Here is a 26832-nt window from a genome sequence, read left to right as displayed (position 1 = left end):
TGCAGTATTGAAAAGCTACTGCACATTAAATGCTTAACTTATCAGCCTTTATTCTTGAATGATAGCATCTGTTCGAATTAGTTTATGAAACCACACCTCTCCCGCGAGATCATCTACAGCATAGCACGGCACAGCAACTGGCGCGAGGCAGGTATAGCGGCCTGGCTCCGCAAGGAGCAGGTATACGCCGGGCCGCAGGACTGGATAAAGTTCATTAGGCTGTTTCTGCTCGGACTTGGGGGCAGCTTTCTGATCTCGGGTATTATCTTCTTCTTCGCCTACAACTGGGCCGACATGCACAAGTTCGTGAAGTTGGGCCTGATCGAGTTGCTGATACTGGCCGTGACGTTTGCGGCGGTGTTTACCAGACTTAGCAATACGGTAAAAAACGTGCTGCTCACGGCCAGCACCATGCTGGTGGGCGTGCTCTTTGCCGTGTTCGGACAGATCTACCAGACCGGGGCCAATGCCTACGATTTCTTTTTGGGCTGGACGATGTGCGTCGTCCTTTGGGTAGTAGTGGCAAGGTTTCAGCCGCTGTGGTTCATCTTTTTGGTGCTGCTCAATACCACCTTTGTGCTCTATACACAGCAGGTCGCCACACACTGGACTTTCGCTGTGGTGCTGGATGTCCTGTTCATTATCAATGCGACCGCTGTTGTGGTTTGGGAAGGATTGGCCGCAAAAGGACGTGTAGGTATACAGCACCGTTGGTTTCCGCGCCTGGTGGGGCTGGCGGCTATCACATTCATCACCGTCAATATGATCTACATTCTGTTTGCAGAAATACGCGAAGACTACGGACTGGCTTATCTGCTTGGCGTAATCTTGTATGGCGCAGGTATAGCTCACGGATTGCGGGTGCGGGATATCTTTTACCTGACGGCCGTTCCGTTCAGCGGCATTGCTGTGGTAACGGCTGTGCTGGTGCGGATTGGGGAGAACATACCTGAATTGATGCTGCTACTGGCCACCCTTTTTGTGGTTGGCAGCATTACCTTACTGATACAGTACCTTAGCAAACTTAACCGACAGTGGCATGGCCGATAAAGAACCTTTACAGCTCGAAGTCCTATTGCAGGAGATCGCGCAGGAGCAACCCGATTTCAGCTACGACGCAGCGGCCATCACTGCAGAAGTAGCGCAGTCTACCTCGCTGCTCAAGCGTTGGCCTGTGAAAGTGCTCACCATTTTGGGCGGCTTGCTGGCTATGGGCACCTTGATGGGGGCTATCGCTGGCACGCAGCTGCTAAGCTCAGGTGCAGCGATGCTGGTTTGTGGCTTGGTTTTCCTGGTAGGGGCGGAGGTAATGATTCGCACCAACAAGGATACGACCACTGACGCGCTGGGTATATCCATGAACATTACCGCCTATGTAATGCTGGCCTTCGGCATTGGTCAATTGACGGATAATGCTACGTCAGTAGCGATGGCGATAGGTATAGCGGCAGCACTTGTGCTGATTTTTTCGAAGAGTGCGATCTGTGTGTTCTTCTCCGTACTGGTGCTTCATGGCAGTTTGTTGAGCCTGATCTATATACACAAGGTATACAACCTGTCGCATGCGCTGATCGTGGTGTTGGCAGGCATGCTCACTTTCATCAGCCTCTACGAAGCGAAACTGCTGGCCTTGTCACGGCGCTTTGCCTTGGTTTTCGGGCCGTTCCGCATGGGGCTGATCTTTTCCCTGATCGTTACGCTGGCGCTGTTTGTGCACCAGAAATTACTCTCCTCCAATATTAGTTATTTCTGGATTTCGAGCCTCTTTTTGATTGGTTGCCTGCTGTTGCTCCTGTACCGTGTGCTGCGCGAAAGTGGAGTGGAGAATAAGAAGACGCTGGCCATTTTCTATACCTGTGGCGGGTTGGTATTGCTGCCGACTGTACTGGCGCCATCGGTGCCGGGCGCCTTGCTGGTGGTGCTTTCGAGTTTCTACATCGGCCACCGGACAGGTTTCTGGGTGGGACTACTGGCATTGGCCTATTTTCTGGTGCTTTATTACTACGACCTGAACATGACACTCCTGGCCAAGTCAGGTGTGCTCGTCTTGACTGGCAGCCTTTTTCTGGCGGGCCTATACCTGTTGAACCGTTATCTGCGAAACCATGAAGCGTAACCTCAAAAGTATTGTGGTGCTGGTCAACCTCGTGGCGGTACTGGCATTTTTCAACTTGTCGGTGGTGGACAAGGAGGAGATTCTGGATGAAGGGCAGTTGGTGCTGCTGGAACTGGCGCCCGTAGACCCGCGTTCCCTCATGCAGGGCGACTACATGGTGCTCAGCTATGCCATCAGCCAGACACAGGAACTCGAGAAGCTCCCTAACCGGGGCTATGCTGTGGTGCAGTTGGACTCACAGAACGTGGCGCAACTGGTGCGTTACCAACCGAAAAAGGAGCCGCTAAACGAAGGAGAGCTTCTGCTCAGGTATAGCAAGGGAAATTGGTCGCTCAATCTTGGGGCGGAGTCCTACTTTTTTGAAGAAGGGCAGGCGGAGACTTTTGAGAAAGCCGGGTATGGCGGACTGCGAGTTGACAGTGAGGGCAACAGTGTGCTGGTCGGGTTATATGATAAGAAGCGGCAGTTGATTGTGCCAAATCGGGCCAAAGTATCTCAGAAATAAATGCTATCTTGATTGTCATACAACAAGCCGATGGAGAAAACTTATTTCAGCTATAACACAGGGCATTATTTCAGTACAGGTGTCCGGGTATTTGGGTGGATCACGACTGTGCTTGCAATAACGATGATTGTGAACGGTTCTGTAGCAGCCTACGCCTTCCTTCCCGCTGCCATTATAACGCAGTTCACACACTATCGCATCGAGTTCGATCTGGCAAATAAGACTTACCGGGAGGGTGCGCGGTTTGCAGGTATAACTTCTGGTAAAATGCTGCCACTGGCGGGTATCGATTTCCTGTTTCTGAAAAAGAACAATTACAAGCAGGTCAGCGAATCGAGAGCATCGATAAGCACATTTCAGTTTGTGAAATACGACGGCTATATCAAGCTATCAGACAACGTGAAGATGCACCTGCTGCAGCGCAAATCAAAAGAGCAGGCCCTACAGGAAATGCAGCAAATCGCTCAGGACCTACAGGCAGAACTGCGTGACCTGACCGAAATGAAAATCCAGTAAGATATACCTGTTGAGAAGCGTTTTATAACAGGTATAGGTCGTGGGCTCGCTTATTATACAGGTGGATTTGCCTGAACTATACTCCTCACGAACGGCAGGAAAGACTCTATTATCAAGTGAGAGATTCAGCCTATTTGAAGAACCCACGACAGCCACTTCTACCAATCCATTCTTTTCTTTAGTTCGGTGATATGTGCCAGGTGATGCTCGCCGTGCCAGGCATAAAGGCCGATGTGCTGCCGGATGGTCTGCTGGCCGGAAACCGGGTGCACAAACGTGCGGTCAAGCTGCTCGGCAGAAAGTTGGTGCAGCAGCAGGACCCAGCGCTGGTGCAAGGCATGGAGCAGTGTAAGCGATATGCCCGGATCTGCAGTTTTGGCCTCGGGAAGCTCTGCCCAGGCTACCTCATCATAGGGGCGGATGGTTGGATTCTCTTCAGTCAGGGCCAGTTTCTGGCGGGTATAGCCATTCAGGTGACTGTCTGGCAAGTGGTGTACAACCTGACGCACAGTCCAGCCGCCGGGGCGGTAAGGCGTATCCAGTTGTTCATCTGAGAGGTTGGCAACGGCCTGCGCTAATTTTGTAGGGAGGCTGCCAATAGAGAGAATGTACAGGTTGAGCTGGTCCTCTGAAATGCTGGCGGTCAGGTCGAACTGACCAATGGGGTAGCGAAGTTTGTCCATGATTAGTCTGAGAAGTGCTTCAATATAGAGAATCCTGATCAACCTTATACCTGTTTTCCGCAGATACTTCTATCGCCATAAAGCAAAGCGCCACTTCCGGTTTATGAAGGTGGCGCTTTGCTTAAGGTATATCACTTTTAGAATTCTACTCTGTAATTCAGAATCGGCAGCATACCCACCATATAGCGGGTTACCACTTCCTCTTTTATGCGGTCGTAGTGCACACCAAACACATTCTGGCGGTTGGTGAAGTTCTGGATGTCGAGCGACAGGATGTAGCTAACATTCGGTTTGTTTTTGCGGTAGCTCACCCGGATGTCGGAGCGGAAGTAGTCGGGCGTCTGCACTCCGAAACGGTTGTTTACGTCCAGCACCTCGTATTTCATCTCTTTCGATTTTTCCAAGTCAATCGGGGTGTAGCGGTTGCCACCTGCCCACATCACTTTGCCATTCAGGCCGATCAGGTTTTGCTTGTTGCTGCCCACTTTAAACTCCTTACCGGCCAGCAGGTTTACAATGTGATTGCCGTTGAAACGGGTGCTGCGCTCGATGCCTTTGATCGTAGTGTATTTCGAGTCGTAGAGCGAGGTGGTGAGCAGGAAGTAATAGTTGTTCGTAAAGAATTTCTCCAGCGTCATCTCCACCCCGTAATTGCGTCCGGTACCCTCGTTTACCAAGGTCTCGCGACTGATTCCTCGCTCGTAGTTTAGAGCAGAGTAGGTGCTGTTTTCGGCGGCGCTCACTGGCACATTGAACAGGTGCTGATAATAAGTTTCTACTTTCAGGCGCAGGTCTTCGCGGAGCATCTGGTCATAGCCTAGTACATAATGCGCGGCACGGGTAAAGCCTAGTTTACGGTTCGGTTGGGTATAGCTGCCGTCTGGTTGTCGCTGCTGCGCAAAGTAGGAGGTCAGGGCGTCGTGGCGGCTGTGCAAACCGAAAGCAGCGCTAAACGATCGGGCTGCATTTACCTGGTATTTCAAACCCATGCGCGGTTCTACTACGGTGTTGCCGTTCAGTCCAAAGTACAGGCTGTGCAGACCGGTGTTGAGCGTGAGCTGCTCGGTGAAGCGATACTTCCACTGTGCAAAGGCCTGCGCCATTTGCGTACTGCCACGCTGGTTCACAAACTCACCTTCTTCATATTCTATGTTGCGCCCGCCCGCATAAGAGTCGTAACCCAGTTGGCTCAGGATAAAGCCGGTGCGCAAGGTATGGCGGTTGTTGAACTTGCGGTTGTAAAGTGACGAAAAGCGGGTAGCCTGCTGCGCAAAATCGTGGCGGTAGAAAGGTATAGCTGTGTAGTCTGTTGCCAGCGAGTCGACCCATACCTTGTTGCCGCTTGTAGAGAAAGAAAGTGTGGATTCAATATAATCGTCTTTGCCGAGGAACAGGATATGCGTGAGGCCGGAGGAAGCCATGCGCGCCTGAAAGCGGTCGTCGAAGCGGTCAAGGTAGCCTTCCCACTGCTCCGCATCGCGCTCCGCTTTTACGTTCTGCTCACTCAAACCACCCAGTCCCCAGAAAGAGAAGTAACCGGCTTTGGCCGTGGGCAGGTATAGCTTAAATGAGAAATCCTGAAAAACAGGTACGGCATCACCTGATATCTTCACACCGATCTTGTTCAGCATAGCCAGTGTTGAGTAGCGGTAATTAGCCAGGTATGAAGCCTTCGAGCCTGCTTTAAAAGGTCCTTCAGCGGCAAAGTCTATACCTAGTATACCTGCCTGCAGCGCATACTCGCGCTTCTCGTTGTTACCGTTGCGCAGGCGGATGTCGAATATACCTGACAGGGCATTACCATACTCCGCTGGAAAAGCGCCTGTGTTGAAGTCAGAGTTGTCGAGCATGTTCACGCTCAGGATGCTTACGGCACCGCCGGCTGCACCTTCTTCGGCAAAGTGGCTCGGGTTGGGCACCTCTATACCTTCCACGCGCCAGAGCACACCCCGCGGCGAGTTACCCCGCACCACTATCTCGTTGCTCATATCCTGACTGATGCCTACGCCGGCATAGTTCTGGGCGGCACGGGCCGGGTCGTTCACACTGGCGGCGTAGCGCTTGGTCTCTTCCACCGAAATGGAGCGCGAACTGATCATGGCCATCTCATTCAGTGGGTTTCCCTTGCTCTGCTGCTCAGCACTGATCACGACCTCCTGCAGTTTTCTGAAGGATTCGCTCAGGCCAATGTTCAGCACCAGTTCTTTGCCCGAACCAAGCAGTAACTCCGGCAATACCTGCTCTTCGTAGCCCAGGTAACTGATGCGTAAGGTATGGCGGCCTACTGGTACTTTGTCGAGGCGGAAGGTGCCGTTTGCATCAGTGGTTATACCCATTGGAGGGTCAGTGGTAAGGATGGCAACCGTAGCTCCGATCAGGGGTTCCTGCGACTCTTTATCAATGATCTTGCCCCGGATAGTTTGGGACAGCGCCTGTCCTGTTACGGTGATAGGAGTACTGAATAGCAACAGCCATAACAAGGCTGAGTAAGCTGTTAATGTATTGAATTTCATGGTTTTATTTTGTGTGGTAGTGGTTGCGGTATCAAATCAGGGCGCAAAGGTAGAGAGTTTTGTTTTAGATTCATATAATCTAATCATAATATGTTTCAATTTTAGACTAGCTGACTTTATCCATCGACCAACATGTGTTATACCTTGCTGATTACAACACTCGTATGAAGAGAGTATGGGGAAGCTATTATTTAAACTAAGTGTACTTTGTCTGGTATGGCTGATACCCTTCCTGGCACAGGCACAAAAGAAAAAACAGATGAATCTGGAAGCTTATAAGTGGGAAAATCGACTGCTATTATTATTTGCTCCATCTGAAAATGATGCGACTTTTATCGATCAAAAAGAAATAATCCGCAAAAACAAGCAAGGTGTAACAGAGCGGCAATTGGTAGTGTTGGAGTTCACACCCAGTGGAAATACAGCTGGTATGCGTGAGGAGCTGTTAAGAAAATTTGAGGTAGACTCAGGTGGCTATACCTTGCTGTTGCTGGGCAAAGACGGCCGGGAGAAATTCCGAAGTCAGAAAGCGGTGGACATGGAAGAGATTTTCAAGATAATAGACCAGATGCCGATGCGCCGACAGGAAATGCGTAAACAAAATTAAAACAGTTATCATGACCTTCGAGCCCCGACCTTTGCATCACGACAAACCTTCGCTGGTTGCCAATGTGCGCGACCAGCTCACAGCCTTTATCCGGTCTTTCACACTGGTGCTTTATGCTGCAATGGGCATCGCTGTGGTGGGTGTTGTGATGAAATTTCTGGGGCTGACCGGAGGTAGCTTTGTGTTTGTATTTGCAATGGCCATACTGATGCTGCTCTTTCTGGTGCAGGTCGGTCTGTCTTTCTTTTATATTATCTCGAACGTATGGCTGGCACTGCTGGGTGCTCTCAGCAGTCTGTCGCTAGTGACAGGGCTGTTGGCGCTTATTTTTCGCTATCAGAACTGGTATGGCTGGCAGGTAATCTTTTATGCAGTGGTTCCGCTTTACATTCTGGTAGGCGTACTGCTCTTCCTATACCTAAGGCGTTTTCGCAGGCTGCACGTTCCGCTGCGCGATTTCTTTTACCGCAACCTGGTTTTTCCTTTTGCCTTTCTGCTACTGCTGGGTATCGTCTCCTTTATGTTCAGCGCCGATCGCTATAACCAGGAAGAAGACCCGATGCTGCAGGAGTCGCCTATACCTGCAGATGGAGCCGCTGCCGAAGACACCACCGGTATGTGGCGTGCTTACTGATCAGGTATAGGGTTGATTATAAGGAAGAATATTGGTAGTTTCAGATATATGAAACAAGCGCTCCTTTTCTCCCTTTTCTTCTTGCTCACCCTTATAGTGCAGGCCCAAACCTTGAAAGGCCGCGTAGTGGATGCCGCTACAAACGATCCCATAGAGTTTGTGTCGGTATACCTGAACACCACCACACGTGGCACAAATACCAATGAGAAAGGCGAATTTGCGCTGGCAATGCCTGCAGCAGGTACTTACGAAGTCATTGTCTCCTACCTGGGCTACGAGCCGCTAATATACACGGTCCAAGCTGATAGCTTGCCTCCTGCCGTTCTCTTTAAGTTGACTCCCAAAGCCCACATGCTGGGCGTAGTAGAAGTGCAAGGAAAGCGGGATGCCCTGTGGTATGATAACCTGGAGGTGTTCAAAAAGAATTTTCTTGGCAGGAGCTGGATTGCAAGAGGCTGTAAGCTGTTAAACCCGGAAGTGCTGACGATTGGTTTTGACCCACAAAGCGGCGTATTGTCTGTCACCGCCAGGGAGCCGCTGCTGATTGAAAACAGTTTGCTCGGCTACAAGATCGAGTACTTGCTGACGGACTTTACCTACCGAACAAAAGAAGGATATGTGAGCTTTGAGGGATATCCGCGCTACGAGCCGATGACGGGCAGTAAAAGCAAACAACGCCGCTGGGAGAAGAACAGAGAATCGGCCTATAAAGGCTCCGCCATGCACTTTGCCAGAACACTGCAGCAGAAGCGACTGGAAGAAGAGGGCTTTAACTTGCGCCGCCTCTATCGCTTACCTAACCCCAACCGGCCTACAGATGAAGAAATAGCTGAGGCGCGTGCCTTCGTGCGAGCCAACGGCAACACCATCACTACCTCCGACAGCATCGGCGACATCCTCAGCCGGGCCCGTTTGCCACGTTTTATTGAGCAGTTGGACAAAAACCCGGTGCCTTACCGTGAGTACCTGACGCTTGACAATGGCAGAGCCCGCTTGTCTTTTGAGCAGTTTATGCAGGTAGTGTTCACAGGTGAGCAGGAAGAACCCGCCTATGTCAGCAGCACCATTAATATTCTAAATGGGGGCAGCGCCCGTAAGCCTACCTACCAGACATCAGTTTTCTCGCTGCAGGCAGACACTGTAGATGTAGAAGCGTCCGGAAATTTTCTGAACCCACTTGACGTGTTGTTTGAAGGATACTGGGCCTGGGAAAAAGTAGGAGATATGCTGCCCCTCGACTATGGCCTTTAACCCAGCAACTGATTTCGCTTAGGTATGGCTAAACTCTTTGGCTAAACCTGCTACTCAGCACAACTTTGATCCATCATTTGTAATTGCTCTACCGGGAAACCTTTGCTGTTGGCCAATTGCTCCAGTCTGGCATAAGTAGCCTCATCCATCGTCGGAGTGCGGGACAGGAACCAGAGGCTTTCGCGGTCAGGTGAGCCTACCATCACGTAGCGGTAATCCGGATCAAGCTCCAAAATCCAGTAGTCGCCTTTGAAAGGCCATAAGAACTGCACTTTGAGTTTACTGTTGTTACTGCCCTCTACCGGAAAAGCCTTTCCGTTCACATCGCTTACTTCTCCTTCTTTCAGGCAAGAATTATATACCTCCACATAGCCTTTTTCAGCATTGAGTTTATACTCGGCCGTGGTACATTGGCAACCTTTGGAAAAGCGCTGCGGAATGGAGGCGATCTCATACCACTTGCCCATGTAGCGCTCCAGGTCCACACGCGGCACTGTCTCAAGCGGGGCATTTGTGCTGCTGCAACTGCTGATGATGAATGTGCCGAGCAGCACAGCACCGGCAGTAAAGAGTAACTGTTTCTTTTTTGTGAAAGCCATTTCTGTAACGTGTTACAGTTGCTTGGCCATTTTGTAATGCTGAATAGAGCCAAACAACAGGTATGTTTTTTCTACTACTTCATACCCGTTGCGACGGTAAAAGTTTACGGCATTTTCGCGTGCCTGCAGTGTTATGGACGTAGCGCCTAACTTACGTGCACGGTCTTCGAGGTAGCTGATCAACTGGTCGCCGAGGCGCTGACCCTGCTTGTCTCCCCGCACACCCATAAAGCGGATTTGTCCTTCCTGCGGCGTGTTCAGGTGCAGGCGACATACGCCCAGAGCTTCTCCTTCGTCATCCACGAGCATGGCGTGTATAGCCTGTTCATCGTCTTCTGCCCGTTCACTGCCTTCAGGCTGGTCCCACGGTTTGCGCAGGGTGTCGTAACGGAGTTGGTAGTATTGTTTGAATTGTTCGGGAGTAGCGGGTTCTATAACTTTCATTTGGTTTTTTGTCTGATCTGGTAAGCTGGATTGCCTTTAAAAATCTGTAAGCATTTCAGCGAAGCAATTTAGCAACCAACTGCCAACAATCAGCAATTCCACCATTCAACAATTTAACCATTTGGCAATTCATCCATTTAAATAACTTTGTAGGTTATAAATCGTGTAAATCTTATCATTTAACCTAACCCGAAAAACTATGGCATCTTTCGATATCATCAGCAAAGTAGACCCGCAAACGATGGACAATGCGGTGAATGTGGCTCGCAAGGAAATCATGAACCGCTATGACTTTCGCGACACCAAAGGCACGCTGGAGTTCGACAAGAAAAACAACGAAGTGCACATCAGCATGGAAAACGATATGCGCCTGCAGCACACTGAGGACGTCCTGATCGGCAAAATGGTGAAACAGGGCCTTGACGCTACTGCCCTCGACTTTTCCAAAGAGCCCTACGCATCCGGTGCTATGGTGAAGAAAGACATCAAAGTGAAAGCCGGCATCGACAAGGAGACATCCAAGAAGATCATGAAGATCATCAAAGACAGCAAGGCGAAAGTATCGGCTGCCATGATGGATGAAACCATTCGGGTGACAGGCAAAAAAATTGATGACTTGCAGCAAGTCATCGCGCTTCTGCGTACAAACGCCGAAGAAATAGGCATGCCGCTTCAGTATGTTAATATGAAGTCATAATCCCCTCACCTTACTCACCTTATACCTTATGTTTGACATATTCGCTAATCCAGACACCTGGATAAGTCTGCTGACGCTGACCTTTATGGAGGTAGTGCTCGGTATCGACAACATCGTATTCATTTCGATCATTGTAGGCCGGCTACCCAGGGAGCAGCAGGCCAAGGGACGTAACATCGGCTTGACACTGGCACTTGTTTTCCGCATTATCCTCCTGATGTTCATCACCTGGATCGTGAGCGCCAGTAACCCGATTTTCTCCATCAACCTGCCGTTTACCGACGAGGACTTCCCCGTGTCGTGGCGCGACATCATCCTGTTTGCCGGTGGTCTGTTCCTGCTAGCCAAGTCCGTAACTGAGATACACAACAAGCTGGAAGGCGAGGTAGAGGGTCACAATGCCGGACAAGGTACAGCTACACTAGGCAAAGTGCTCATCCAGATCATCCTCATCGATATCGTGTTCTCCTTTGACTCCATCCTGACAGCTGTTGGTTTGGCGCAGGAGGTACTGGTCATGATCATTGCCGTGATCATTGCAATGGGCATCATGCTGATTTTCGCCAAATACGTGAGTGACTTTGTGAACAAGCACCCAACTGTGAAAATGCTGGCGCTGTCCTTCCTGATTCTGATCGGCTTTATGCTGGTGGTGGAAGCGCTGCACCAGCACATTCCGAAAGGCTACATCTACTTTGCGATGTTCTTCTCGCTGATGGTGGAGATGCTGAACCTGAAACTGCGCAAGAAAACCGAGCCAGTGCACCTACGCCAGAACGAGGTATTGCCGGAAGGGGATCCTTCACTGTAGATTTAAACAGAATGCTGTTATTAAAAGCCCTGCCAGGTATACTGGCGGGGCTTTTATTTTGCGTGCTGTAGAGTTGCTGCCACGGTTTTATCAGCACCATCCGAAATAATCATGCCCGTATACCTGCGTCTTTCTTAATCGGAACTGTGGTGGCAAATAAAGGCAGGAGGCTATTATATATAGGAATTTACTATATTAACCGTATTGAACCACCCTATACCTGGCCATGTCAAAAAGACCTTATCTCATCTCGCTTTTTCTATTAGTTGCCCTGGTAGGGCTGAGCATGTATAGCGTAAGCCTGATGCGTGCGCCCGAAGCTTTGCCAGCTGATGCGCCGGATACAGCTTTTTCGGCGGAACGGGCCATGGCGCATGTGCGGAAGGTAGCCAGCCGGCCGCACGCGATGGGTACACCGGGGCATGCTGAGGCACGGCGGTATTTGCTGAAGCAGATGGAGATGCTAGGGCTACAGCCGGAGGTGCAGGAAGAGGTGGTCGTGAACCCAGTAGGCGAAACCAGCAATGTGGGCTATGTATACAACCTCCTGGGACGAATAAAAGGAACGCAACCCGGAAGTAAAGCTGTGCTGGTAATGGCGCATTACGACTCCCAGCCAAATACCCCGGGCGCCGGGGATGATGGCGCAGGTATAGCCGCCATGCTCGAGACGGCCCGTGCCCTGCAAATGGGTAAACCGTTGCTGCACGATGTTATTTTCCTGATGACCGACGGGGAGGAGTATGGCTTGTATGGGGCCAAGGCTTTTCTGAAGCACCCTTGGGCACGAGAGGTCGGCGTAGTGATCAATGTGGAGGGGCGTGGCAACGCAGGCCCGAGCATGACCTTCGAGATAAGCCCTGAAAACGGTTGGATCGTGGAGCAGTTCGCAGCTGCAGTGCCATATCCTTTTGCCAGCTCCATGATGTACGAGGTATACCGCAACCTTCCCAACAACACCGACTTCACCGTGTTTCGCGATGCTGGGTATACAGGCGTGAATTCCGCTTTTATAGATGGCTTTGTGCACTACCACAAAATGACCGACTCACCCGAGAACCTGGATCGCAACAGCCTGCAGCACCACGGCAGCAACATGCTGGCGCTGGTACAGCATCTGGGCAATGTCCCGCTCGACAATACCAAGGCGCAGGACAAGATCTTTTTCAACCCGGCTGGGAGTTGGCTGGTGCAGTACCCAGTTGAAATGAACCTGGTGTGGGCAATGCTTACCACTGTGCTCGTGCTGGCATCCATCGTGGTGGGAATTCGCAAAAAGGCTTTCTCAGGGCTGCAGCTGCTCGGTGGTTTTATGGGTTTCTTGCTGATACTAGGTATAGTAGTAGGACTTTTCTTTCCGATTAACAATTTTGTGAAAGGAATGCTGCCCTACAGCCATGACATGAACGGGATATACAGCGCTGACCATTTCTTTATGGGCTACCTCTTGCTGACGCTCGGCCTCATGCTTTTATTAAGCTGGCTGCTCCTGCGCTGGATGTCAGTGTTTGCGTTGGCTATGGGTGTATGCCTGCACTGGTTCTTGCTGATGGCTGTGGCCTTTGTGCTGGTGCCCGCAGCTTCCTACCTTTTCATGTTTCCATTGCTTTTTTGCCTGATTGCCTTTTTGATTCTTTTCTGGAAAGGGCTGCACCAGCAGCCTGTTGGCTGGGGCTATGTGCTGATCTTACTGGCAGGTATGGTGCCCGCCATCTTTATGGTGATGCCTTTGGTGCGTTTCCTGTTTGTGGTATTTGCCTTGCAGATGCCTGTGGCGATGGTGGCTACCTTGCTATTGCTGGCCGGTCTGGCTATACCTATGCTGGTGGTCATCGAGCGCAGCTTTGGCTGGCGCACCTTGCCTCTGCTACCGGCGCTACTACTTTTTGTAGGCGGCATCCAACTATTCCGGGCCATTGAGGCAGAGAAGCCAAGCGAAACCCAACCATTGCACAGCCACGTGAGCTACTACCTCAACGCCGACAATAGTGTGGCCGTGTGGGCCTCAGCCTTTCAGCGCACCGACGACTGGAACCAGCAGTTCTTTCCTAACCACACCACTGGAGCACTGACCGAAATATACCCAATGGCGGCGCGGCAGTACCTGAAAAATGAAGCGGACCCTATACCTGTGCAAGTGCCTGTCGCCAGTCTCGTGAATGAAGGTATAGCGCCCGGCGAGCGAGTGTTGACTATTCGGTTGCAATCCCCGCGTGGCGCAGCACACCTGGATCTGGTACTGCAGCCTTCGGAAGAAGGTGGCCTGCTGGAAACCTCTCTGAATGGGGAGGCACTCACCCTGGGGCCTATGGAAACAGCGCAAGGACCGGTTTACTTTGCCAAGGTACACGGTCTGCCTGACTCTAAAGAAGTAGAGCTGAAAGTTCGCTTGAAACAAAGCAGTAGTCTGCAGCTATACCTATACGATGTAAGTATTGGCCTTCCGCAGCAGCTGGTGCGTGAGCCGATGCCGACTCATGTTATACCGGAGCAGGGCCGCGAAAGTAACCTGATGTTGGTGCGGAAGTCGTACCGGTTTTAAACTTGTGAAGGGATTGCTGTACTTTTAAGTGTTTTTGAGGGTATGGCATAACTTGTGAAGCATAGCACACGGTATAGCTATTGTCTACACCTTGTGCACCCTTACCTATGCTCACCGATAAACTACTGACACTGGCCTTCGGGCTTCTGCTATTATGCATGATCGCCTGTGGCGATAACTCCAATACTGAACAAGCAGTTACTGATGTACCTCCGTCTGTGAAAGAGATGAGCCGCAGTGCCGCCTTTCTAGACTATGCCGCCAGCACCACTATGTTGCAGGCCGAACTGGCACAACTGGCTACAGAGCGGGCCCAATCCGATGAGGTAAAAGCACTCAGTGCGGAGATGGTGAATTTTTATAATGATGCGATGAAGCAACTGCAGCAAGTTGCAAAAGTAGAGGGGCTTTATACAAGTTTGCCCGATTCGCTGGGTTCAGCTGACAGGGCGACCATCGCTGAGTTCAGAAAGCTGACCGGAAGTGATTTTGACGAGCGCTACAAGCAGTATGTGTACACGTCCCAGCAGTCGCAACTGGACCACTATAGAGAGATGCTGCTAAGAGCGGAGGAAGAGGAAATTCGCAATTGGGTAAATGAGATGCAGCTGCAATTGCGGGCACGCCTGCAACTTGCTACGCAGTATGACACTGCCAGATAGGGAAATAGAGGATGGAGCTTTTCTAGCTCCAGAGGTCAGCTGCTTTACGGGCCATCCGGAAGAAAAGGTCTCGTTCCAGGCCTGCCACCTGACGTGCCTCACACTCCGAGTAGCCGTTTTCGGATGCGTTCAGGTAATCGTAGTACAGCTGTGCCAGCTCAAGCGAGTCGTCTTCAAACTGCTCGGTCATGTTTTCACGCTGCAGTTTTTCGGGCTCAAATATCTTGGAAGGGTATAACTTGTCCAACTGGTAGATCAGGTACTTCTGTGACGTGTTATCAGATCGCTTGTTGCCCCCGCCCAGCAACTGCTCTAGCGGCAAATCGTCATCATCCTCATACTCATCCTCAAATTCATCGTCCACAGCCAGTGGTTCGTACACCACCAGGTCAAAGCCGGTTAGCTCGAGGTAATCATCAAACTGCTCTTTTATTGGCACCAGGGTAGGTGATTCGTGCTCACTGTTAAGCACGTTGGCCATGTGCAAAGCAATCTCTTTGCCCTTATCGCCAGCACCGATCAGGATTTGATTGAACTGCGTGAAGTCACAACCCAGATAAATGAACTTGTACTCATCATCGAGCACGGTAAAGCACCACAAGGTGATGAACTCCGTGTCGTCTATTACGACTGTGTCTATATAGAGCTCATTAATCTGGATATAGTAAGGTGAGTACTGCGGAGAGTCCATGACTGATTCGGCTTTTGTTGTACAGTATTTGCGTATACGCAGTTTGTTTGCACATGGCAAAGTTTCTATATAGAAAATGAGCGAAGGGCCTTAATCTTCGTGTCGGTAAATATAGTACAATACCCCACCAAGCGCCGTGATACCCGCCCGTATACCCCAACCTATACCTTCGCCCCACTGGTTTACCCAGTTTAATGCCAACAAATTGGCTCCTGTAAAACCAATAACGAGCGAAACCAGCCCAGCAAGAAGAAGAAAGAGTCCGATGAATTTCATGATAGCTTTTTATAAGATGAATAACCTGAAATGCAGAAGTATGTTATAACAAAGAAGGCTCTGTTTTAACAGTCTCTATATAGTCCACTTTAAATATAATAAATATTATTTTCAGCACAAGTTTTCTACAAAAAAAGCCTTGTGGTGTCTACTGCCAGGTATAGGACAAAAGCCTGAATCAGGACCAGATGCGCTCCATGAAGCGTTGTGCATTTTTGAAGGCGAGCTTCTCTAGTTGCTTCTGTGAAAGCGTTTCTTGCAGCTTATCCAGCAGGAAACTATAGCTCGTTCCTGCCTGCTCGTGTTCCTGAAAATAAAAAGGAATGCGTGTCGGATCAGGGAAATCGGAGGTATAAAAATAGTCGGCACCAAAAGAGATGGCATCTTCAGCGCCTTTCCCAAATCCATACAGAATGTGCTCCACCAAGGCGTCAGGTTTTTCGTCGTTCACAAAGGCACGCAAGAAGTTCATGCCGATGAGCCCTTTCCTGTGAATGATTTCCTGCACTAATTCATCCGGCAGGTTACGGTTGTGCACCCACACCGGTCTGAAGTTAGAGTGGCTGGCCATGATAGGAATGTCGAGTCGCTCCCGGTCAATATGCTCCAGCATGTCGAAAGCCAGGGCATCGCTGGTATGGGAAAGGTCTACAGCGATGCGGCGGCCGTGCAGGTAATCCAGCAGCATTTTGCCATCACGGGTAATCCCATCTGCGGTTGAGTTGCCTCCTCCGAAGCGATTACCGAGGTGGTGCGTGAAGCTGATGTAAAGCAGACGGCCTACAGTGTCGATGATCTTCTCGAGCTTCTTGAATCCATCTTCCAGCGGTTCGTCCTCTTCGCAAAAGCCCGAGGCGTTCTCAATCGCCGCCACCATACCTATATTGCCTTGGCCTGAGAGCGCTTTCTGTAGTGCGTCTGGGTCAGATACTGCAGTCAGGCAGCTCTTATCATCCTGAGCCAGTTTTTGGAATATTTCAGCCTGCAGATGGGCATAGTTGGTGCTTCCAGGTGCGGTGGCGCAGTAGATGGCCATGGTTTGTAAGCGTACGTTGCCTTGGGTGAGGGCCGGGAGTGCACAGCCGATTTCGGCTACATTGTCAATGGCCGAACCAGGTACATCCGACAGGTATACCAGTAGGTCACAGTGCAGGTCTACAATAGGCAGTCGGGCAGGAGGTGTCATAAAGTTGGTTTTTGTTCGGTGTAAGATACGGAGAAGCAGGGTACAAGGTATACCAACAGGGTTCTCTGACTCAGAACAGAAAAGAAATGAAAAAGCCGGAGATCTCTCCCCGGCTCAGTGCTTAAAGCTATTCTTTAGCTGATTTTAATAATCGAAACCATCGTCACCGCCGCCCTGCTCGTCGCGTTGGCGACGGCGCTCCCGGTTACTGTCTTCGCTATTGAGGCGGTAGGTAAACCCGATAAAGGCAATGCGTGTCTGGCGCTTATTGTTGTTCGTCTGCTCGAAGCCAGGTCCAAAGCTCTCGAAGTTAAACTCGCGTGTGTCGAAGATGTCAGATACCCGGAATGTAAAAGTGCCCTTCTTATTGAGCACGTCTTTCTTCAGGCCCAGGTCCACGGCATAGATTTCCTGCATCTGCCCCTGTATGTCTGCCATTGGGGCGCGGTAATTGGCCGACACCTGTATGGCCAGGTCCTTCCAAACGGTCATGGTGGAGTTGAGCTTTGAGTTCCAGGTCCACTGATCGTTACTCAACTCGGTATCACCACCTGCATCATTTAATTCTACCCGGAAGCCCGATACGCTGGCGTTCAGTTTCCACCACTTAACCGGATTGTAAGTGCCTATTAGCTCCACGCCATAAGACGAGCCGCTGGCAAGGTTCAGGAAAGTAGTGGATGTTACACCAGAAACCGGATCGAACCTGCGGAATCGCTGAATCTGATCGTTAGTGCGGCGATAGAATATGGTGGTATTAAAGGAAGAGTTGTCCCAATACTTGAGGTAGCCCAACTCAAGGGAATTGATGAATTCAGGCAATAGCTCTGGGTTGCCACGTCGTAGGTTAAGTGTATCAGAATAGTCGGGAAAAGGATTGAGTGACCAGGCACGTGGGCGGTTAATGCGGCGGCTGTAGCTGAACTGCAGTTTGTTGTCGCGAGAAAAATCCTTGGTTACAAATAAGCTTGGGAAGAGACTAAAATAATCGTTTCTAAACACACCGTTTTCCCGTGCGCGCTGATCTGATTTGGTGAAGGTTTGCTCTGCCCGTAAGCCTGCCTGAAAGCTCACGCTGCCTATCTTATTGCTATAGTTGCTATATAAGGCGTGTACTTGTTCATCATACACGAAGAGGTTTGTCAGGGTGTCAATTATCATCCACTGGTTAGTTTCAGGCTGGAAAAAGGCAACCCTATTATCATTGTCAAGCAGTTGGAAACTGCTGCGGAAGCCTCCCTCAAAACGGCTGTTCTCATTGATCGGGTGTACGTAGTCCGACTGTGCCACAATGCGGCGGGATTGATCGTCGGTGGTAATGCGCTGCTGGGTTAGGTCATCTACAGGTAATCCCTTGTCGAGTGTCAACCGCTGCATGATGTTGTCCACTTCATCGCTGAAGCGCTCTGTGTAGATCAGGTCGGCGGTCCACTCGCGACCTTTCTGGTCAAAGGTGCGGCGGTAGCCCAGGTTGTAGTCCATCACGCCGTCATCTTCGGTGCCGCGTGTCTCACGCAGATTCAGACGCGTCAGGTTCATCTCGCCATCCAGGTTGCGGTTCAGAATACTGTTAAAACCCCGCTCGTCGCCGGTTCGGTACATGGCAGAAGCGGAGACAGTGTTTTTAGGATTAATGTAGTAGTCTGTTCCAAACCGGAAGCTATGCGAAATATCGGTACGTCGGTTAGTGCCCAGGTCTTCCCGGAAAGTGCCTTCTTCTATATTCGTTAGAAAAGACTGGCGCACACCCGGACGGTAACTTCTGCGGAAATCATAGCCGCCGTTGAAGTTCCACTTGTAGTGGCGGTAGTTCAGGTTGAGGGAACTGTTGTAGTTCTCGTAAGTACCGACGTTTACAGTGGCGGTACCATTGAAACCCGGCTTCATGTTTTTCTTCAGTATCAGGTTGATCACACCGGAAGTACCTTCCGGGTCATATTTGGAGGAAGGGTTAGTGATCAGTTCCACGCTCTCGATCATGCTGGCCGGAATCTGATCGAGGGTCAGGTTAGAAAGTGCCGTACGCTTGCCGTCTACCAGTATGGTCACATTTGTGCTTCCCCTGAGGCTTACGTTGCCATCAAGGTCCACATCTACAGAAGGCACATTCTGCATGGCATCGGCCACACTACCACCCTGAGCGGCAATGTTCTGCTCCATGTTCACCACTTTTTTGTCGAGCTCAAATTCTACCATGGGCCGTTCTGTTACGATCTGTACTTCCTTGAGTCGCGTCGAGCCCCCTTTGACAGGTATGGTGCCAAGCCGAACGTTGCTGTCCGTATTGGTTACGCTGATATTGGAGATGAATCGTGTGGGGTAGCCTACAGAGGAGATGCGGAGTATAAATTGTCCCTGCGGTACACGGTCTAGCTCGAACTTGCCATCCATATCGGAAGTGGCGCCGGTCACCAGGCTAGAGTCGCGGGCAGTGAGGAGTACGATATTGGCGAAGCCCAGAGGAGCTTTTGAATCAGCATCTTGTACCGTGCCGGATACTTTGCCACGGGTACTGTTATTTTGGGTGGATTGGTCCTGCGCTTGCAGGTTGGGCAGTGCGGTTAAGTATAGAAAAGCAATAAATAGAAATGGTAGAACGTACTTTCTCATAATTTGAATGATGGGTATTTCAAAAAGGGCTTAGCTGCTTCAGGGTGAGAAGCGATAGGGTCGTGTAGGAAATTGTGCCGGGGCTGGCTGTTGCTTTCTATGGGTAAAGGTGACAGTTCGCCCCGGCTTCAACTATTAGCCACAAGTAGGACAAGCGGGGAGGGCAAAGGTTTAATCGGGGAGATATATTTTCTTCTGAAAGAAGCAGGCTTAGTACAACTTAGTCGCACTTTTAATGTTAAAAAACTGTAGTACAGTTAGTTGTGAATTAAGGCTGTTTTAAAAAATTGTTGTTAAAACTTCATTTTTAAAAAATGATCATAAAATACCTGCCTTCTATTGAGTAGTCAGCAGGCATTTTATGTGAGAATTACCGCATCACTTTACTTAAAAAGTCCCAAACGACTACTCCTGTAGCCACAGAAATATTGAGTGAGTGCTTTGTGCCAAACTGTGGAATTTCGAGCACAAAATCAGAGTGGTTAATGACCTCCTGCTCCACGCCAAACACTTCATTGCCGAGCACCAAGGCATAATGCTGATCCTGTTCAGGTATAAATTCATTTAGTTTCAGGCTGTTTTCGGCCTGCTCCACCGAACCAATCTTATAGCCTTGTGCTTTCAGTTGCTTGACTAACTCCAACGTGTCAGACACATGCTCCCATTCTACCGAATCCGTAGCGCCTAAAGCTGTTTTTTCGATGTCACGGTGCGGTGGCGTGCCGGTGATGCCGCATAGGTATACCTTTTCGACCATAAAGGAGTCGGCCGTGCGGAAAACAGAGCCCACATTATTGAGGCTGCGGACATTGTCGAGCACCAAGACTAACGGTATTTTTTTCTTATTTTTGAATTCTTCAACCGAGTCGCGGTTGAGGTCGTCCATGGAAAGTTTACGCATTGGGTTATTAGTAATGGGTGTTGGGGCAAAGATACAAAAAGGGTTGTCTGGATCAGGATTTACAGGATTTTAGGATTTGCAGGATTCTCTCAGATGATTAACTCAGCCTGACCCTCCTTTTTAGAGGGCCCCTTCCCCAGACGGGAATTTCTGTGCTACCAGTTGTAAGGTATAAGCTCTGTTCAAAACCACATAAACCACTGGCACGCATTGCCAGGTAACTTGCACTGAACCTATGAAACAGGCGGCTGTGCCAGGTGCACCAACTGACTACCCACTGTTTGAGCGTTCAGCGAGTGGGGGTAGGGGCCCTCGATTTGGGGAGTCTTGACTTTTTTGTTTACTTTTTGTGTCAAGACAAAAAGTGAGTGCCCGCCGTACAGGCGAAACAGCAGCCCGGCTGGTTAAGCCAAGCTATGCAACAAAACAGTAGCTATACCTGGCAACGCTGTACCTGACAAAAGGGCCAGAGGCCTCATCATAGTAGAGACGAGCGAGGTCGTCCCGAATCAAGTCCGGGGTCTTCGGCTCGCGCCATAATGATTTAAGATTAACCGGGATCAGTCCCAACAAAGATATACAGGTATGAAAGGAGGAGACAACGGCACAGTAACCCCACTGATGAAACAATACAACGCCATCAAGGCGAAGCATCCGGGGGCGCTGCTGCTTTTCAGGGTAGGGGACTTTTACGAAACCTTTGGCGAAGACGCCGTTAGGGCCAGCAAGATACTTGATATCGTGCTGACCAAGCGCGGTGCTGGCTCATCTTCTGAGACGGCGCTGGCCGGTTTCCCGCATCACTCACTCGATACCTACTTGCCCAAACTGGTGCGGGCTGGAGAGCGTGTGGCCATCTGCGACCAGCTCGAAGACCCAAAATCGGTGAAAGGCATTGTGAAGCGGGGGGTAACCGAGTTGGTAACACCCGGTGTGTCTTTCAACGATCAGGTGCTGGAGCGACGCAGCAACAATTACCTGGCAGCTGTGCACTTTGGCAAGACCGAAGCTGGTGTTTCCTTTCTGGACATCTCGACAGGCGAATTCATCACAGCACAGGGCGACAAGAACTACGTGGGTAAGTTGCTGCAGAGTCTGGCGCCGGCGGAAGTGCTTTTCTGCAAGCGCGAGAAAGAGACGTTCTTCCAGAGCTACGGCCCCGATTTCCGTTACTATGCGCTAGAGGAGTGGGTGTTTAGTTACGACTTTGCCTACGAATCGCTCACACGTCATTTTAGTACGACCTCACTCAAAGGCTTTGGTATAGAAGGTATGCAGGAGGCCATCACTTCTGCAGGGGCGATCCTCCATTACCTCTCTGAAACACACCACCACGAAATCAGCCACATCGCAACCATCTCCCGACTGGAGGAGGATAAGTATGTATGGCTCGACCGCTTCACTGTGCGCAACCTCGAGCTAGTATACCCGCAAAATCAGGATGGCGTGCCGCTGATCCAGATACTTGATCAGACCACAACGCCGATGGGTGCCCGCTTGCTCAAAAAATGGGTGGTGCTGCCTCTGAAGGATGTGGTGCAGATCAAGCGCCGCCTCGATACGGTAGAGGCACTGACCAAACACTCTGAGTTGCTCGACGAGCTATACCTGCACCTGAAACAGATCAACGACCTCGAACGACTCATCTCCAAAGTGGCCGTGCGCCGTGTGAACCCACGGGAGCTCATGCAATTGGCAAAGGCTTTGGACGCGATTCAGCCGATCAAGAAAATGCTGGCTGCCAGCGGTATACCTGCGCTTGTCAAACTGGCCGACCAGTTGGCGCCTTGCGATGGCCTCCGCGAAGAGATCAAGAACATTCTGAAACCCGATGCGCCAATGCTCACCAATCAGGGCAACATGATAAACGACGGCGTGAACGAGGAACTGGACGAACTACGGCAGATCGCTTTCTCGGGCAAGGACTATCTGGCCCAATTGCAGCAGCGGGAGGTGAAGAACACAGGCATCAGCTCCCTGAAAATCGCTTATAACAAGGTGTTTGGCTACTATCTGGAAGTAACGCATGCACATAAAGATAAAGTACCTGCCAGCTGGATTCGCAAACAGACCCTTGTAAATGCGGAGCGCTATATCACCGAGGAGCTGAAGACCTACGAAGAGAAGATCCTGAACGCCGAGGAGCGCATCTACACCATTGAGTTCGGTTTGTTCAACGAACTGGTGCTGCAGGCCATGGACTATGTTGGGCAGATACAGCAAAATGCCAAAGTGATCGCCGTAATCGACTGTCTAAGCGCCTTTGCAGGTATAGCTGTGGCCGGCAACTACGTGAAGCCGGAAGTGAGCGACAGCCATGTGCTGGATATCAAAAAAGGCCGCCATCCGGTAATTGAAAAGCAACTGCCGCTGGGGGAGGAGTACGTGCCAAACGACATCTTCCTCGACAACGAAGAGCAGCAGGTTATCATCATAACGGGTCCGAACATGGCCGGTAAGAGTGCCCTGTTGCGCCAGACGGCTCTGATCGTGCTGATGGCGCAGATCGGTTGTTTTGTGCCCGCCGAGGCCGCCAATATCGGCATCATCGATAAGATATTTACCCGTGTGGGAGCCTCCGATAACCTCTCCAAGGGCGAGTCAACCTTTATGGTGGAGATGACTGAGACGGCCAGTATTCTAAACAACCTCTCAGACCGCAGTCTGGTGCTGATGGACGAGATCGGGCGCGGCACGAGTACTTATGACGGCATTTCGATTGCCTGGGCCATTGTGGAGCACCTGCACAATCACCCGAAGTTCCGGGCCAAGACCCTTTTTGCCACGCACTATCACGAGCTCAACCAACTGGCCGAGGACTTTCCGCGCGTGAAGAACTTCAATGTTTCTGTAAAAGAAGCGGGTGGTAAGATCCTGTTCATGCGCAAACTGGTAGAGGGCGGCAGCGAGCACAGCTTTGGTATACACGTGGCCCAGATGGCCGGTATGCCGAACAGCGTGGTACTGCGTGCCGACGAGATCATGCATCACCTTGAGAAGGAGAAGGTATCAGAGCATGCGCCGGAGCAGCGGATGAAGTCTGCTCCGAAAAATAACTATCAGTTGAGTATGTTTGAGTTGCAGGACCCGCAATTGCAGCGTGTGAAAGAGCTGATGGAGCAACTCGATATTAATACGATCACACCTGTAGAGGCACTTTTGAAACTCAACGAGCTCAAATTGTTGTTGAAAGATAAAGACGAAGTGGTACGATAACAGGTATAGCCGGCAGTGATCAAAGATTTTTAGAAAATTTTCTCGCTGAAAATCAGTGCAAAAAGGAAAAGTGGTAGAAAATTTTTGGGCTGCCTCTTGACTTCTGAAATTTTGTCTATATCTTTGTATCACTAAATCGCTAAGGGGGTTTAGGAAATGACTAAAAGCGGGAGTAGCTCAGTTGGTAGAGCGCGACCTTGCCAAGGTCGAGGTCGCGAGTTCGAACCTCGTCTCCCGCTCAAAAAGGCAAATTGACAAAGACGTTGTGATAAGCAACGTCTTTGTTTTTTCAAGTCACCCCTCCGATAAACGTTTCGGAAGGCGCCGGGATGGTGGAACTGGTAGACACGCAAGACTTAAAATCTTGTGAGCGCAAGCTCGTGCGGGTTCGATTCCCGCTCCTGGTACGATTAAATTACATTAGCACTAGCTAATACATGTAAAAGCCCGCTTAAGACACTGTTTTAAGCGGGCTTTTGTTGTTATTGATTAATTCGATCGCTTTGTCCTTTGACGCTTCGAATACGTTTATAATAACTGGTTGCCCTAACTCAATATTAATTTATTATACTTGCTGAGTATTAGTCGCATATAAATTTAGTCTAGCGGTAATGCTTAGTGAGGAGCAACCGAAACCGCCTTTGGTTTCCCGTATACTACTCTTGCCTGATAAGTGAGTAGGCACTCCTGATAAATTGAAAACAATTGCTAAACCTAAGCTGTTAAGTGCAGCAAATAAAAGAGGTATTTAGAGCAGCTAATTGGGCCTAAAACCTTGTGATGCAAAGAGGTATGCTGTTTTGTTTGCCTTTGTGATCGAATCCTAACCAGAAATATTAAATTACAATGCATAAGGAAGTTAAAAATATCTTTGGAAGGATTTTCTATAGAATAGAATATAAAGCATCTGCCAATATAGTAGAAGCTGTATGGCATGGTACTGCTACACAGCAAGATCTTAGAAAAGCTATCATAGCTGGCTTAGAACTGCACGAACGTTCACAGTGTGCCTTCAGACTAAATGATAATACTGACTTTTCTGGCCCTTGGGCTGACTCTGTCGCTTGGATAGCAGAGGAATGGTTGCCGCGTGCCTACGCAGCAGGTGTAAGGTATTTGGCCCATGTAGCGCGACCAGGCTCTTTCGGTGAAGTTGCAGGAGAGACCATGCTTCAAGGTAAGATCGGTGCTCAGATTGAGGTTGCCCTTTTTACCGATAAGTCCAATGCAATCAAATGGTTGCATGCAAAACAGGAAGAACAGGCGTCCTTAATCAAAAATCATTAGCAATAATTAGAATCTATTCGCTGGGTTGGTAGTAGTATAGTGCAGCCCTGCACGTATTGACATTGCCTGAGCAAAAGAACATACAGTTTGCCGACATATCTTAAGAGTCCTTGTAATATGCATTGCAAGGGCTCTTTTGCATTTCATGTGTTAAGGCTGCAACTTTGAAGCTTAATAGAGTAAATTTTCCCTTCCAAAATGCGTAAGGACACTACCAGTGATTTTAAGCTGGAGAGTTGCTACTAGTTTTTAAGTTTTTTGCATACATATTATGGCTTCAGATAATACCGGTGATTTTTTCAAAAGAAAACGAAATGTTTCGGAGATCAAATCAAAGGTATTGGTTCCGTTTATAGAATCCTGGTTTGGTGCACTTCAAGCCAGCTCAAAGTCAGGTCCCGTTTCTTCTGCTTTATATCTTGACTTAACAATAGGTGAAGCGAATGTCGATACAGCAACTTCCGCTATACCTGTCAGGCTGTTGCACACTATTTACAAAACTCGCGGATCGCGTCTTGACTTAAACAAGGCAGTCGAAACTTACTTTTACCACCAGGATCTAGCTACTTTGGCTATACTCAAAGAAGAGTTAGTAGCACAATCATTTTATGGGGAACTGGTGCACCTGCCCGTGGTGCTGGATAATGAAACTGCTATCGCACAGTTACAAGAACGCCTAGCCATTGAGATTCCTGCTTTGGTTTTTTTAGATCCTTTTACAGACAGTTTCACACAGGAAATGCTCTTGCAGTTGACTGTGCAAGAGGCCGACCTCTTCATGTTGTTTGAGTTTGAAAAATTAGACAGAATTGTAAAAGGTAGAAAGGTAGATAATCTGATGCAGCAAATTCTAGGGGATCGCCTGGATCTGATCAAAGCTTACTACAAAACGCAGCGGGATGGAGCCAAGAGAGAGGAGTTCGTAATTGACTGTCTCGAAGCAATTTTTCGGGAGAAAGGGTACACAGTTTTTCTCTTCAGGATTAACCTCCCCGATGTGAAGCAAAGCAGCCACTATATACTTTTTGCGTCTAAAAGTGAGTTAGCCTACAGCAAGTTAAAGGAGATGATGCTGCAGTACAGTGACTATCAGGAAGACGGGGTCCCTTTATTTGGAGCCAATCTGCAACACCAGCAGATGACTTTATTCCAGGAGCATTACAAGTTTTCCCTCGAGGTCTTAATTAAAGACCTTGTGAAGCATGCACAGGTATACAATAACATGGCCTTGCAGCAGGTATACGAAAAGCACAGCATCGGTACACACTACATCTTAGAGAACTACAAACAGGCCTATGAGAGACTCCTGAGGCAAGGGAAAGTACGCTTCATTAATCCTAAAACCGGGCAGGCCATCAGCAAACCGACCTATACCTCCAAAATCAGGTATAGCTCCTAGATAAGCAAAGCTCTACCTGTTACTGGTGTCGAGCCGGCAAGATCTTGTGCTCTACCTTCTAATAATCTGGCAATAAACTGCTATGAATTAGTTGGGTTTAAAGCGCTAGGCCGGTTGTTCTGCAGTAACCGGATCTATCATGGCATGCACTTTTTTTACAGAGTTAGCCGGAAAGCCGCCTTGCTTAGCGTGCTCTCGCACTGTCTCTTCGTCCGGGGCATTATAAATACAATAAATCTTATCATCTGTGACATAGCTATGAACCCACTGTATTTTGGGACCCATCTTATCCAATACGCCACATGAGGTTTGTGAAATGACTTGAAGCTGTTCCTGCGACAGGCTGCCGGCGCCCGGAACCTCTCTTTCGATTACATACTTAGGCATTTGATTTTGTTTTAAAGGTGGCTGTTCGCTTTACTGTAAGATGGCTCTGATTGCAGCAGATGAGTAGTACTACGTAGTGGTAACGTTTAGCCTATTCAGCAGGCTGAGCTAAACAGATTCAATTTAGTGAACGACCGATTTTGGAGGACCAAGCTCTAGTAAGTAATAGCAATAAGGAAGGAGATGTAATGAATTTGGTGAAATTCGACCTGCTCTGATTGCTGAGCCTACTAATTAGTAAGCCCGTACAGAACCTCTGCACGGGCTTACTAAAATATGATTCACTATGCTATAGGAAG

The 26832-nt window shown here is 49.6% G+C and carries 24 protein-coding genes and 2 tRNA genes; 16 read left to right on the top strand and 10 right to left on the bottom strand.

Annotation, left to right across the window (positions count from 1 at the left end):
• Positions 1-84: 84 nt before the first annotated feature.
• The 4 genes from AC5FX6_RS17205 to AC5FX6_RS17190 are packed head-to-tail and all read left to right on the top strand — an operon-like array spanning position 85 to position 3137.
• Entirely contained in the window at positions 85-1050 is a 966-nt protein-coding gene (locus AC5FX6_RS17205; RefSeq protein WP_493598192.1) for a DUF2157 domain-containing protein, read from the top strand.
• Positions 1040-2116, top strand: a complete 1077-nt coding sequence (locus tag AC5FX6_RS17200; RefSeq protein ID WP_493598191.1) for a DUF4401 domain-containing protein — start codon at positions 1040-1042, stop codon at positions 2114-2116. Before AC5FX6_RS17205 ends, AC5FX6_RS17200 begins: the two co-directional genes overlap by 11 nt.
• The gene (locus tag AC5FX6_RS17195) at positions 2106-2621 is read left to right on the top strand and encodes a GDYXXLXY domain-containing protein (protein ID WP_493598190.1); all 516 of its coding nucleotides are present in this window, start codon (positions 2106-2108) and stop codon (positions 2619-2621) included. Before AC5FX6_RS17200 ends, AC5FX6_RS17195 begins: the two co-directional genes overlap by 11 nt.
• Before the next feature lie 30 nt (positions 2622-2651).
• Positions 2652-3137 (top strand): hypothetical protein, encoded by a 486-nt coding sequence (locus tag AC5FX6_RS17190; RefSeq protein WP_493598189.1) that lies wholly within the window; start codon positions 2652-2654, stop codon positions 3135-3137.
• Between the two features lie 158 nt (positions 3138-3295).
• Here the strand turns inward: AC5FX6_RS17190 and AC5FX6_RS17185 are convergent, their stop codons facing one another.
• Together AC5FX6_RS17185 and AC5FX6_RS17180 are read right to left on the bottom strand one after the other, a co-directional pair.
• On the bottom strand, positions 3296-3820 hold the full coding sequence (locus AC5FX6_RS17185; RefSeq protein ID WP_493598188.1) for a YfiT family bacillithiol transferase: 525 nt from the start codon (positions 3818-3820) through the stop codon (positions 3296-3298).
• A gap of 137 nt (positions 3821-3957) precedes the next feature.
• Positions 3958-6333, bottom strand: a complete 2376-nt coding sequence (locus AC5FX6_RS17180; protein ID WP_493598187.1) for a TonB-dependent receptor — start codon at positions 6331-6333, stop codon at positions 3958-3960.
• Between the two features lie 175 nt (positions 6334-6508).
• Here AC5FX6_RS17180 and AC5FX6_RS17175 point away from each other — a divergent pair, with 175 nt between their 5' ends.
• The 3 genes from AC5FX6_RS17175 to AC5FX6_RS17165 are packed head-to-tail and all read left to right on the top strand — an operon-like array spanning position 6509 to position 8825.
• Positions 6509-6940 (top strand): DUF4174 domain-containing protein, encoded by a 432-nt coding sequence (locus AC5FX6_RS17175; protein WP_493598186.1) that lies wholly within the window; start codon positions 6509-6511, stop codon positions 6938-6940.
• A 10-nt stretch (positions 6941-6950) separates the two neighbouring features.
• Positions 6951-7574: a hypothetical protein gene (locus AC5FX6_RS17170; RefSeq protein ID WP_493598185.1), complete on the top strand. Its 624-nt coding sequence runs from the start codon at positions 6951-6953 to the stop codon at positions 7572-7574.
• 48 nt (positions 7575-7622) lie between these two features.
• The gene (locus AC5FX6_RS17165) at positions 7623-8825 is read left to right on the top strand and encodes a carboxypeptidase-like regulatory domain-containing protein (RefSeq protein WP_493598184.1); all 1203 of its coding nucleotides are present in this window, start codon (positions 7623-7625) and stop codon (positions 8823-8825) included.
• A gap of 50 nt (positions 8826-8875) precedes the next feature.
• On the opposite strand, the gene AC5FX6_RS17160 is transcribed toward AC5FX6_RS17165, so the two are convergent.
• Both AC5FX6_RS17160 and AC5FX6_RS17155 read right to left on the bottom strand, forming a co-directional pair.
• A complete protein-coding gene (locus AC5FX6_RS17160) occupies positions 8876-9424 on the bottom strand; it encodes a lipocalin family protein (protein WP_493598183.1) in 549 nt (182 codons plus the stop codon).
• A 12-nt stretch (positions 9425-9436) separates the two neighbouring features.
• Positions 9437-9868 carry a GNAT family N-acetyltransferase gene (locus AC5FX6_RS17155; RefSeq protein WP_493598182.1) on the bottom strand — a complete coding sequence of 144 codons (432 nt, stop codon included), beginning with the start codon at positions 9866-9868 and terminating at the stop codon, positions 9437-9439.
• A gap of 199 nt (positions 9869-10067) precedes the next feature.
• Here AC5FX6_RS17155 and AC5FX6_RS17150 point away from each other — a divergent pair, with 199 nt between their 5' ends.
• The 4 genes from AC5FX6_RS17150 (at position 10068) to AC5FX6_RS17135 (ending at position 14580) form a co-directional block, all read left to right on the top strand.
• On the top strand, positions 10068-10565 hold the full coding sequence (locus AC5FX6_RS17150; RefSeq protein ID WP_493598181.1) for a YajQ family cyclic di-GMP-binding protein: 498 nt from the start codon (positions 10068-10070) through the stop codon (positions 10563-10565).
• A gap of 28 nt (positions 10566-10593) precedes the next feature.
• Positions 10594-11376, top strand: coding sequence for a TerC family protein (locus AC5FX6_RS17145; RefSeq protein WP_493598180.1), 783 nt, complete (start codon positions 10594-10596; stop codon positions 11374-11376).
• Between the two features lie 226 nt (positions 11377-11602).
• A complete protein-coding gene (locus AC5FX6_RS17140; protein ID WP_493598179.1) occupies positions 11603-13918 on the top strand; it encodes a M28 family peptidase in 2316 nt (771 codons plus the stop codon).
• A gap of 107 nt (positions 13919-14025) precedes the next feature.
• Positions 14026-14580, top strand: coding sequence for a DUF4142 domain-containing protein (locus AC5FX6_RS17135; RefSeq protein ID WP_493598178.1), 555 nt, complete (start codon positions 14026-14028; stop codon positions 14578-14580).
• A gap of 22 nt (positions 14581-14602) precedes the next feature.
• Here AC5FX6_RS17135 and AC5FX6_RS17130 read toward each other — a convergent pair whose 3' ends face one another.
• The 5 genes from AC5FX6_RS17130 to AC5FX6_RS17110 all read right to left on the bottom strand — a co-directional run bounded on the left by AC5FX6_RS17130 (position 14603) and on the right by AC5FX6_RS17110 (position 20244).
• Positions 14603-15271, bottom strand: coding sequence for a hypothetical protein (locus AC5FX6_RS17130; RefSeq protein WP_493598177.1), 669 nt, complete (start codon positions 15269-15271; stop codon positions 14603-14605).
• Positions 15272-15361: 90 nt separating this feature from the next.
• On the bottom strand, positions 15362-15547 hold the full coding sequence (locus AC5FX6_RS17125) for a hypothetical protein (protein ID WP_493598176.1): 186 nt from the start codon (positions 15545-15547) through the stop codon (positions 15362-15364).
• 178 nt (positions 15548-15725) lie between these two features.
• Positions 15726-16733 carry a dipeptidase gene (locus AC5FX6_RS17120; RefSeq protein WP_493598175.1) on the bottom strand — a complete coding sequence of 336 codons (1008 nt, stop codon included), beginning with the start codon at positions 16731-16733 and terminating at the stop codon, positions 15726-15728.
• A 144-nt stretch (positions 16734-16877) separates the two neighbouring features.
• Positions 16878-19343 carry a TonB-dependent receptor gene (locus AC5FX6_RS17115; protein ID WP_493598174.1) on the bottom strand — a complete coding sequence of 822 codons (2466 nt, stop codon included), beginning with the start codon at positions 19341-19343 and terminating at the stop codon, positions 16878-16880.
• Positions 19344-19713: 370 nt separating this feature from the next.
• The gene (locus tag AC5FX6_RS17110) at positions 19714-20244 is read right to left on the bottom strand and encodes an RNA methyltransferase (RefSeq protein ID WP_493598173.1); all 531 of its coding nucleotides are present in this window, start codon (positions 20242-20244) and stop codon (positions 19714-19716) included.
• Positions 20245-20829: 585 nt separating this feature from the next.
• On the opposite strand from AC5FX6_RS17110, the gene mutS reads away from it, so the two are divergent.
• From mutS to AC5FX6_RS17085, 5 genes are all read left to right on the top strand, one after another.
• Positions 20830-23460 (top strand): DNA mismatch repair protein MutS, encoded by a 2631-nt coding sequence (mutS, locus tag AC5FX6_RS17105; RefSeq protein ID WP_493598172.1) that lies wholly within the window; start codon positions 20830-20832, stop codon positions 23458-23460.
• Between the two features lie 166 nt (positions 23461-23626).
• Positions 23627-23699, top strand: a tRNA-Gly gene (locus AC5FX6_RS17100).
• An 84-nt stretch (positions 23700-23783) separates the two neighbouring features.
• A tRNA-Leu gene (locus AC5FX6_RS17095) sits at positions 23784-23867 on the top strand.
• Between the two features lie 439 nt (positions 23868-24306).
• Positions 24307-24747, top strand: a complete 441-nt coding sequence (locus AC5FX6_RS17090) for a hypothetical protein (RefSeq protein ID WP_493598171.1) — start codon at positions 24307-24309, stop codon at positions 24745-24747.
• 271 nt (positions 24748-25018) lie between these two features.
• Positions 25019-26146: a class I SAM-dependent methyltransferase gene (locus tag AC5FX6_RS17085; RefSeq protein ID WP_493598170.1), complete on the top strand. Its 1128-nt coding sequence runs from the start codon at positions 25019-25021 to the stop codon at positions 26144-26146.
• A 105-nt stretch (positions 26147-26251) separates the two neighbouring features.
• Here AC5FX6_RS17085 and AC5FX6_RS17080 read toward each other — a convergent pair whose 3' ends face one another.
• Positions 26252-26533, bottom strand: a complete 282-nt coding sequence (locus tag AC5FX6_RS17080; protein WP_493598169.1) for a DUF4242 domain-containing protein — start codon at positions 26531-26533, stop codon at positions 26252-26254.
• Positions 26534-26832 lie beyond the last annotated feature (299 nt).

It is taken from the genome of Pontibacter sp. LHS2, from assembly GCF_058932845.1.
This window is presented reverse-complemented; position numbering and strand designations above follow the sequence as displayed.

Coding starts and splice junctions, on each gene's coding strand:
- AC5FX6_RS17175 (WP_493598186.1), top strand. CDS start 6,509: ATGGGGAAGCTATTATTTAAACTAAGTGTACTTTGTCTGGTATGGCTG.
- AC5FX6_RS17085 (WP_493598170.1), top strand. CDS start 25,019: ATGGCTTCAGATAATACCGGTGATTTTTTCAAAAGAAAACGAAATGTT.
- AC5FX6_RS17110 (WP_493598173.1), bottom strand. CDS start 20,244: ATGCGTAAACTTTCCATGGACGACCTCAACCGCGACTCGGTTGAAGAA.
- AC5FX6_RS17185 (WP_493598188.1), bottom strand. CDS start 3,820: ATGGACAAACTTCGCTACCCCATTGGTCAGTTCGACCTGACCGCCAGC.
- AC5FX6_RS17165 (WP_493598184.1), top strand. CDS start 7,623: ATGAAACAAGCGCTCCTTTTCTCCCTTTTCTTCTTGCTCACCCTTATA.
- AC5FX6_RS17195 (WP_493598190.1), top strand. CDS start 2,106: ATGAAGCGTAACCTCAAAAGTATTGTGGTGCTGGTCAACCTCGTGGCG.
- AC5FX6_RS17155 (WP_493598182.1), bottom strand. CDS start 9,868: ATGAAAGTTATAGAACCCGCTACTCCCGAACAATTCAAACAATACTAC.
- AC5FX6_RS17145 (WP_493598180.1), top strand. CDS start 10,594: ATGTTTGACATATTCGCTAATCCAGACACCTGGATAAGTCTGCTGACG.
- AC5FX6_RS17140 (WP_493598179.1), top strand. CDS start 11,603: ATGTCAAAAAGACCTTATCTCATCTCGCTTTTTCTATTAGTTGCCCTG.
- AC5FX6_RS17135 (WP_493598178.1), top strand. CDS start 14,026: ATGCTCACCGATAAACTACTGACACTGGCCTTCGGGCTTCTGCTATTA.
- AC5FX6_RS17160 (WP_493598183.1), bottom strand. CDS start 9,424: ATGGCTTTCACAAAAAAGAAACAGTTACTCTTTACTGCCGGTGCTGTG.
- AC5FX6_RS17130 (WP_493598177.1), bottom strand. CDS start 15,271: ATGGACTCTCCGCAGTACTCACCTTACTATATCCAGATTAATGAGCTC.
- AC5FX6_RS17190 (WP_493598189.1), top strand. CDS start 2,652: ATGGAGAAAACTTATTTCAGCTATAACACAGGGCATTATTTCAGTACA.
- AC5FX6_RS17150 (WP_493598181.1), top strand. CDS start 10,068: ATGGCATCTTTCGATATCATCAGCAAAGTAGACCCGCAAACGATGGAC.
- AC5FX6_RS17200 (WP_493598191.1), top strand. CDS start 1,040: ATGGCCGATAAAGAACCTTTACAGCTCGAAGTCCTATTGCAGGAGATC.
- AC5FX6_RS17120 (WP_493598175.1), bottom strand. CDS start 16,733: ATGACACCTCCTGCCCGACTGCCTATTGTAGACCTGCACTGTGACCTA.
- AC5FX6_RS17125 (WP_493598176.1), bottom strand. CDS start 15,547: ATGAAATTCATCGGACTCTTTCTTCTTCTTGCTGGGCTGGTTTCGCTC.
- AC5FX6_RS17205 (WP_493598192.1), top strand. CDS start 85: ATGAAACCACACCTCTCCCGCGAGATCATCTACAGCATAGCACGGCAC.
- mutS (WP_493598172.1), top strand. CDS start 20,830: ATGAAAGGAGGAGACAACGGCACAGTAACCCCACTGATGAAACAATAC.
- AC5FX6_RS17090 (WP_493598171.1), top strand. CDS start 24,307: ATGCATAAGGAAGTTAAAAATATCTTTGGAAGGATTTTCTATAGAATA.
- AC5FX6_RS17170 (WP_493598185.1), top strand. CDS start 6,951: ATGACCTTCGAGCCCCGACCTTTGCATCACGACAAACCTTCGCTGGTT.
- AC5FX6_RS17115 (WP_493598174.1), bottom strand. CDS start 19,343: ATGAGAAAGTACGTTCTACCATTTCTATTTATTGCTTTTCTATACTTA.
- AC5FX6_RS17180 (WP_493598187.1), bottom strand. CDS start 6,333: ATGAAATTCAATACATTAACAGCTTACTCAGCCTTGTTATGGCTGTTG.
- AC5FX6_RS17080 (WP_493598169.1), bottom strand. CDS start 26,533: ATGCCTAAGTATGTAATCGAAAGAGAGGTTCCGGGCGCCGGCAGCCTG.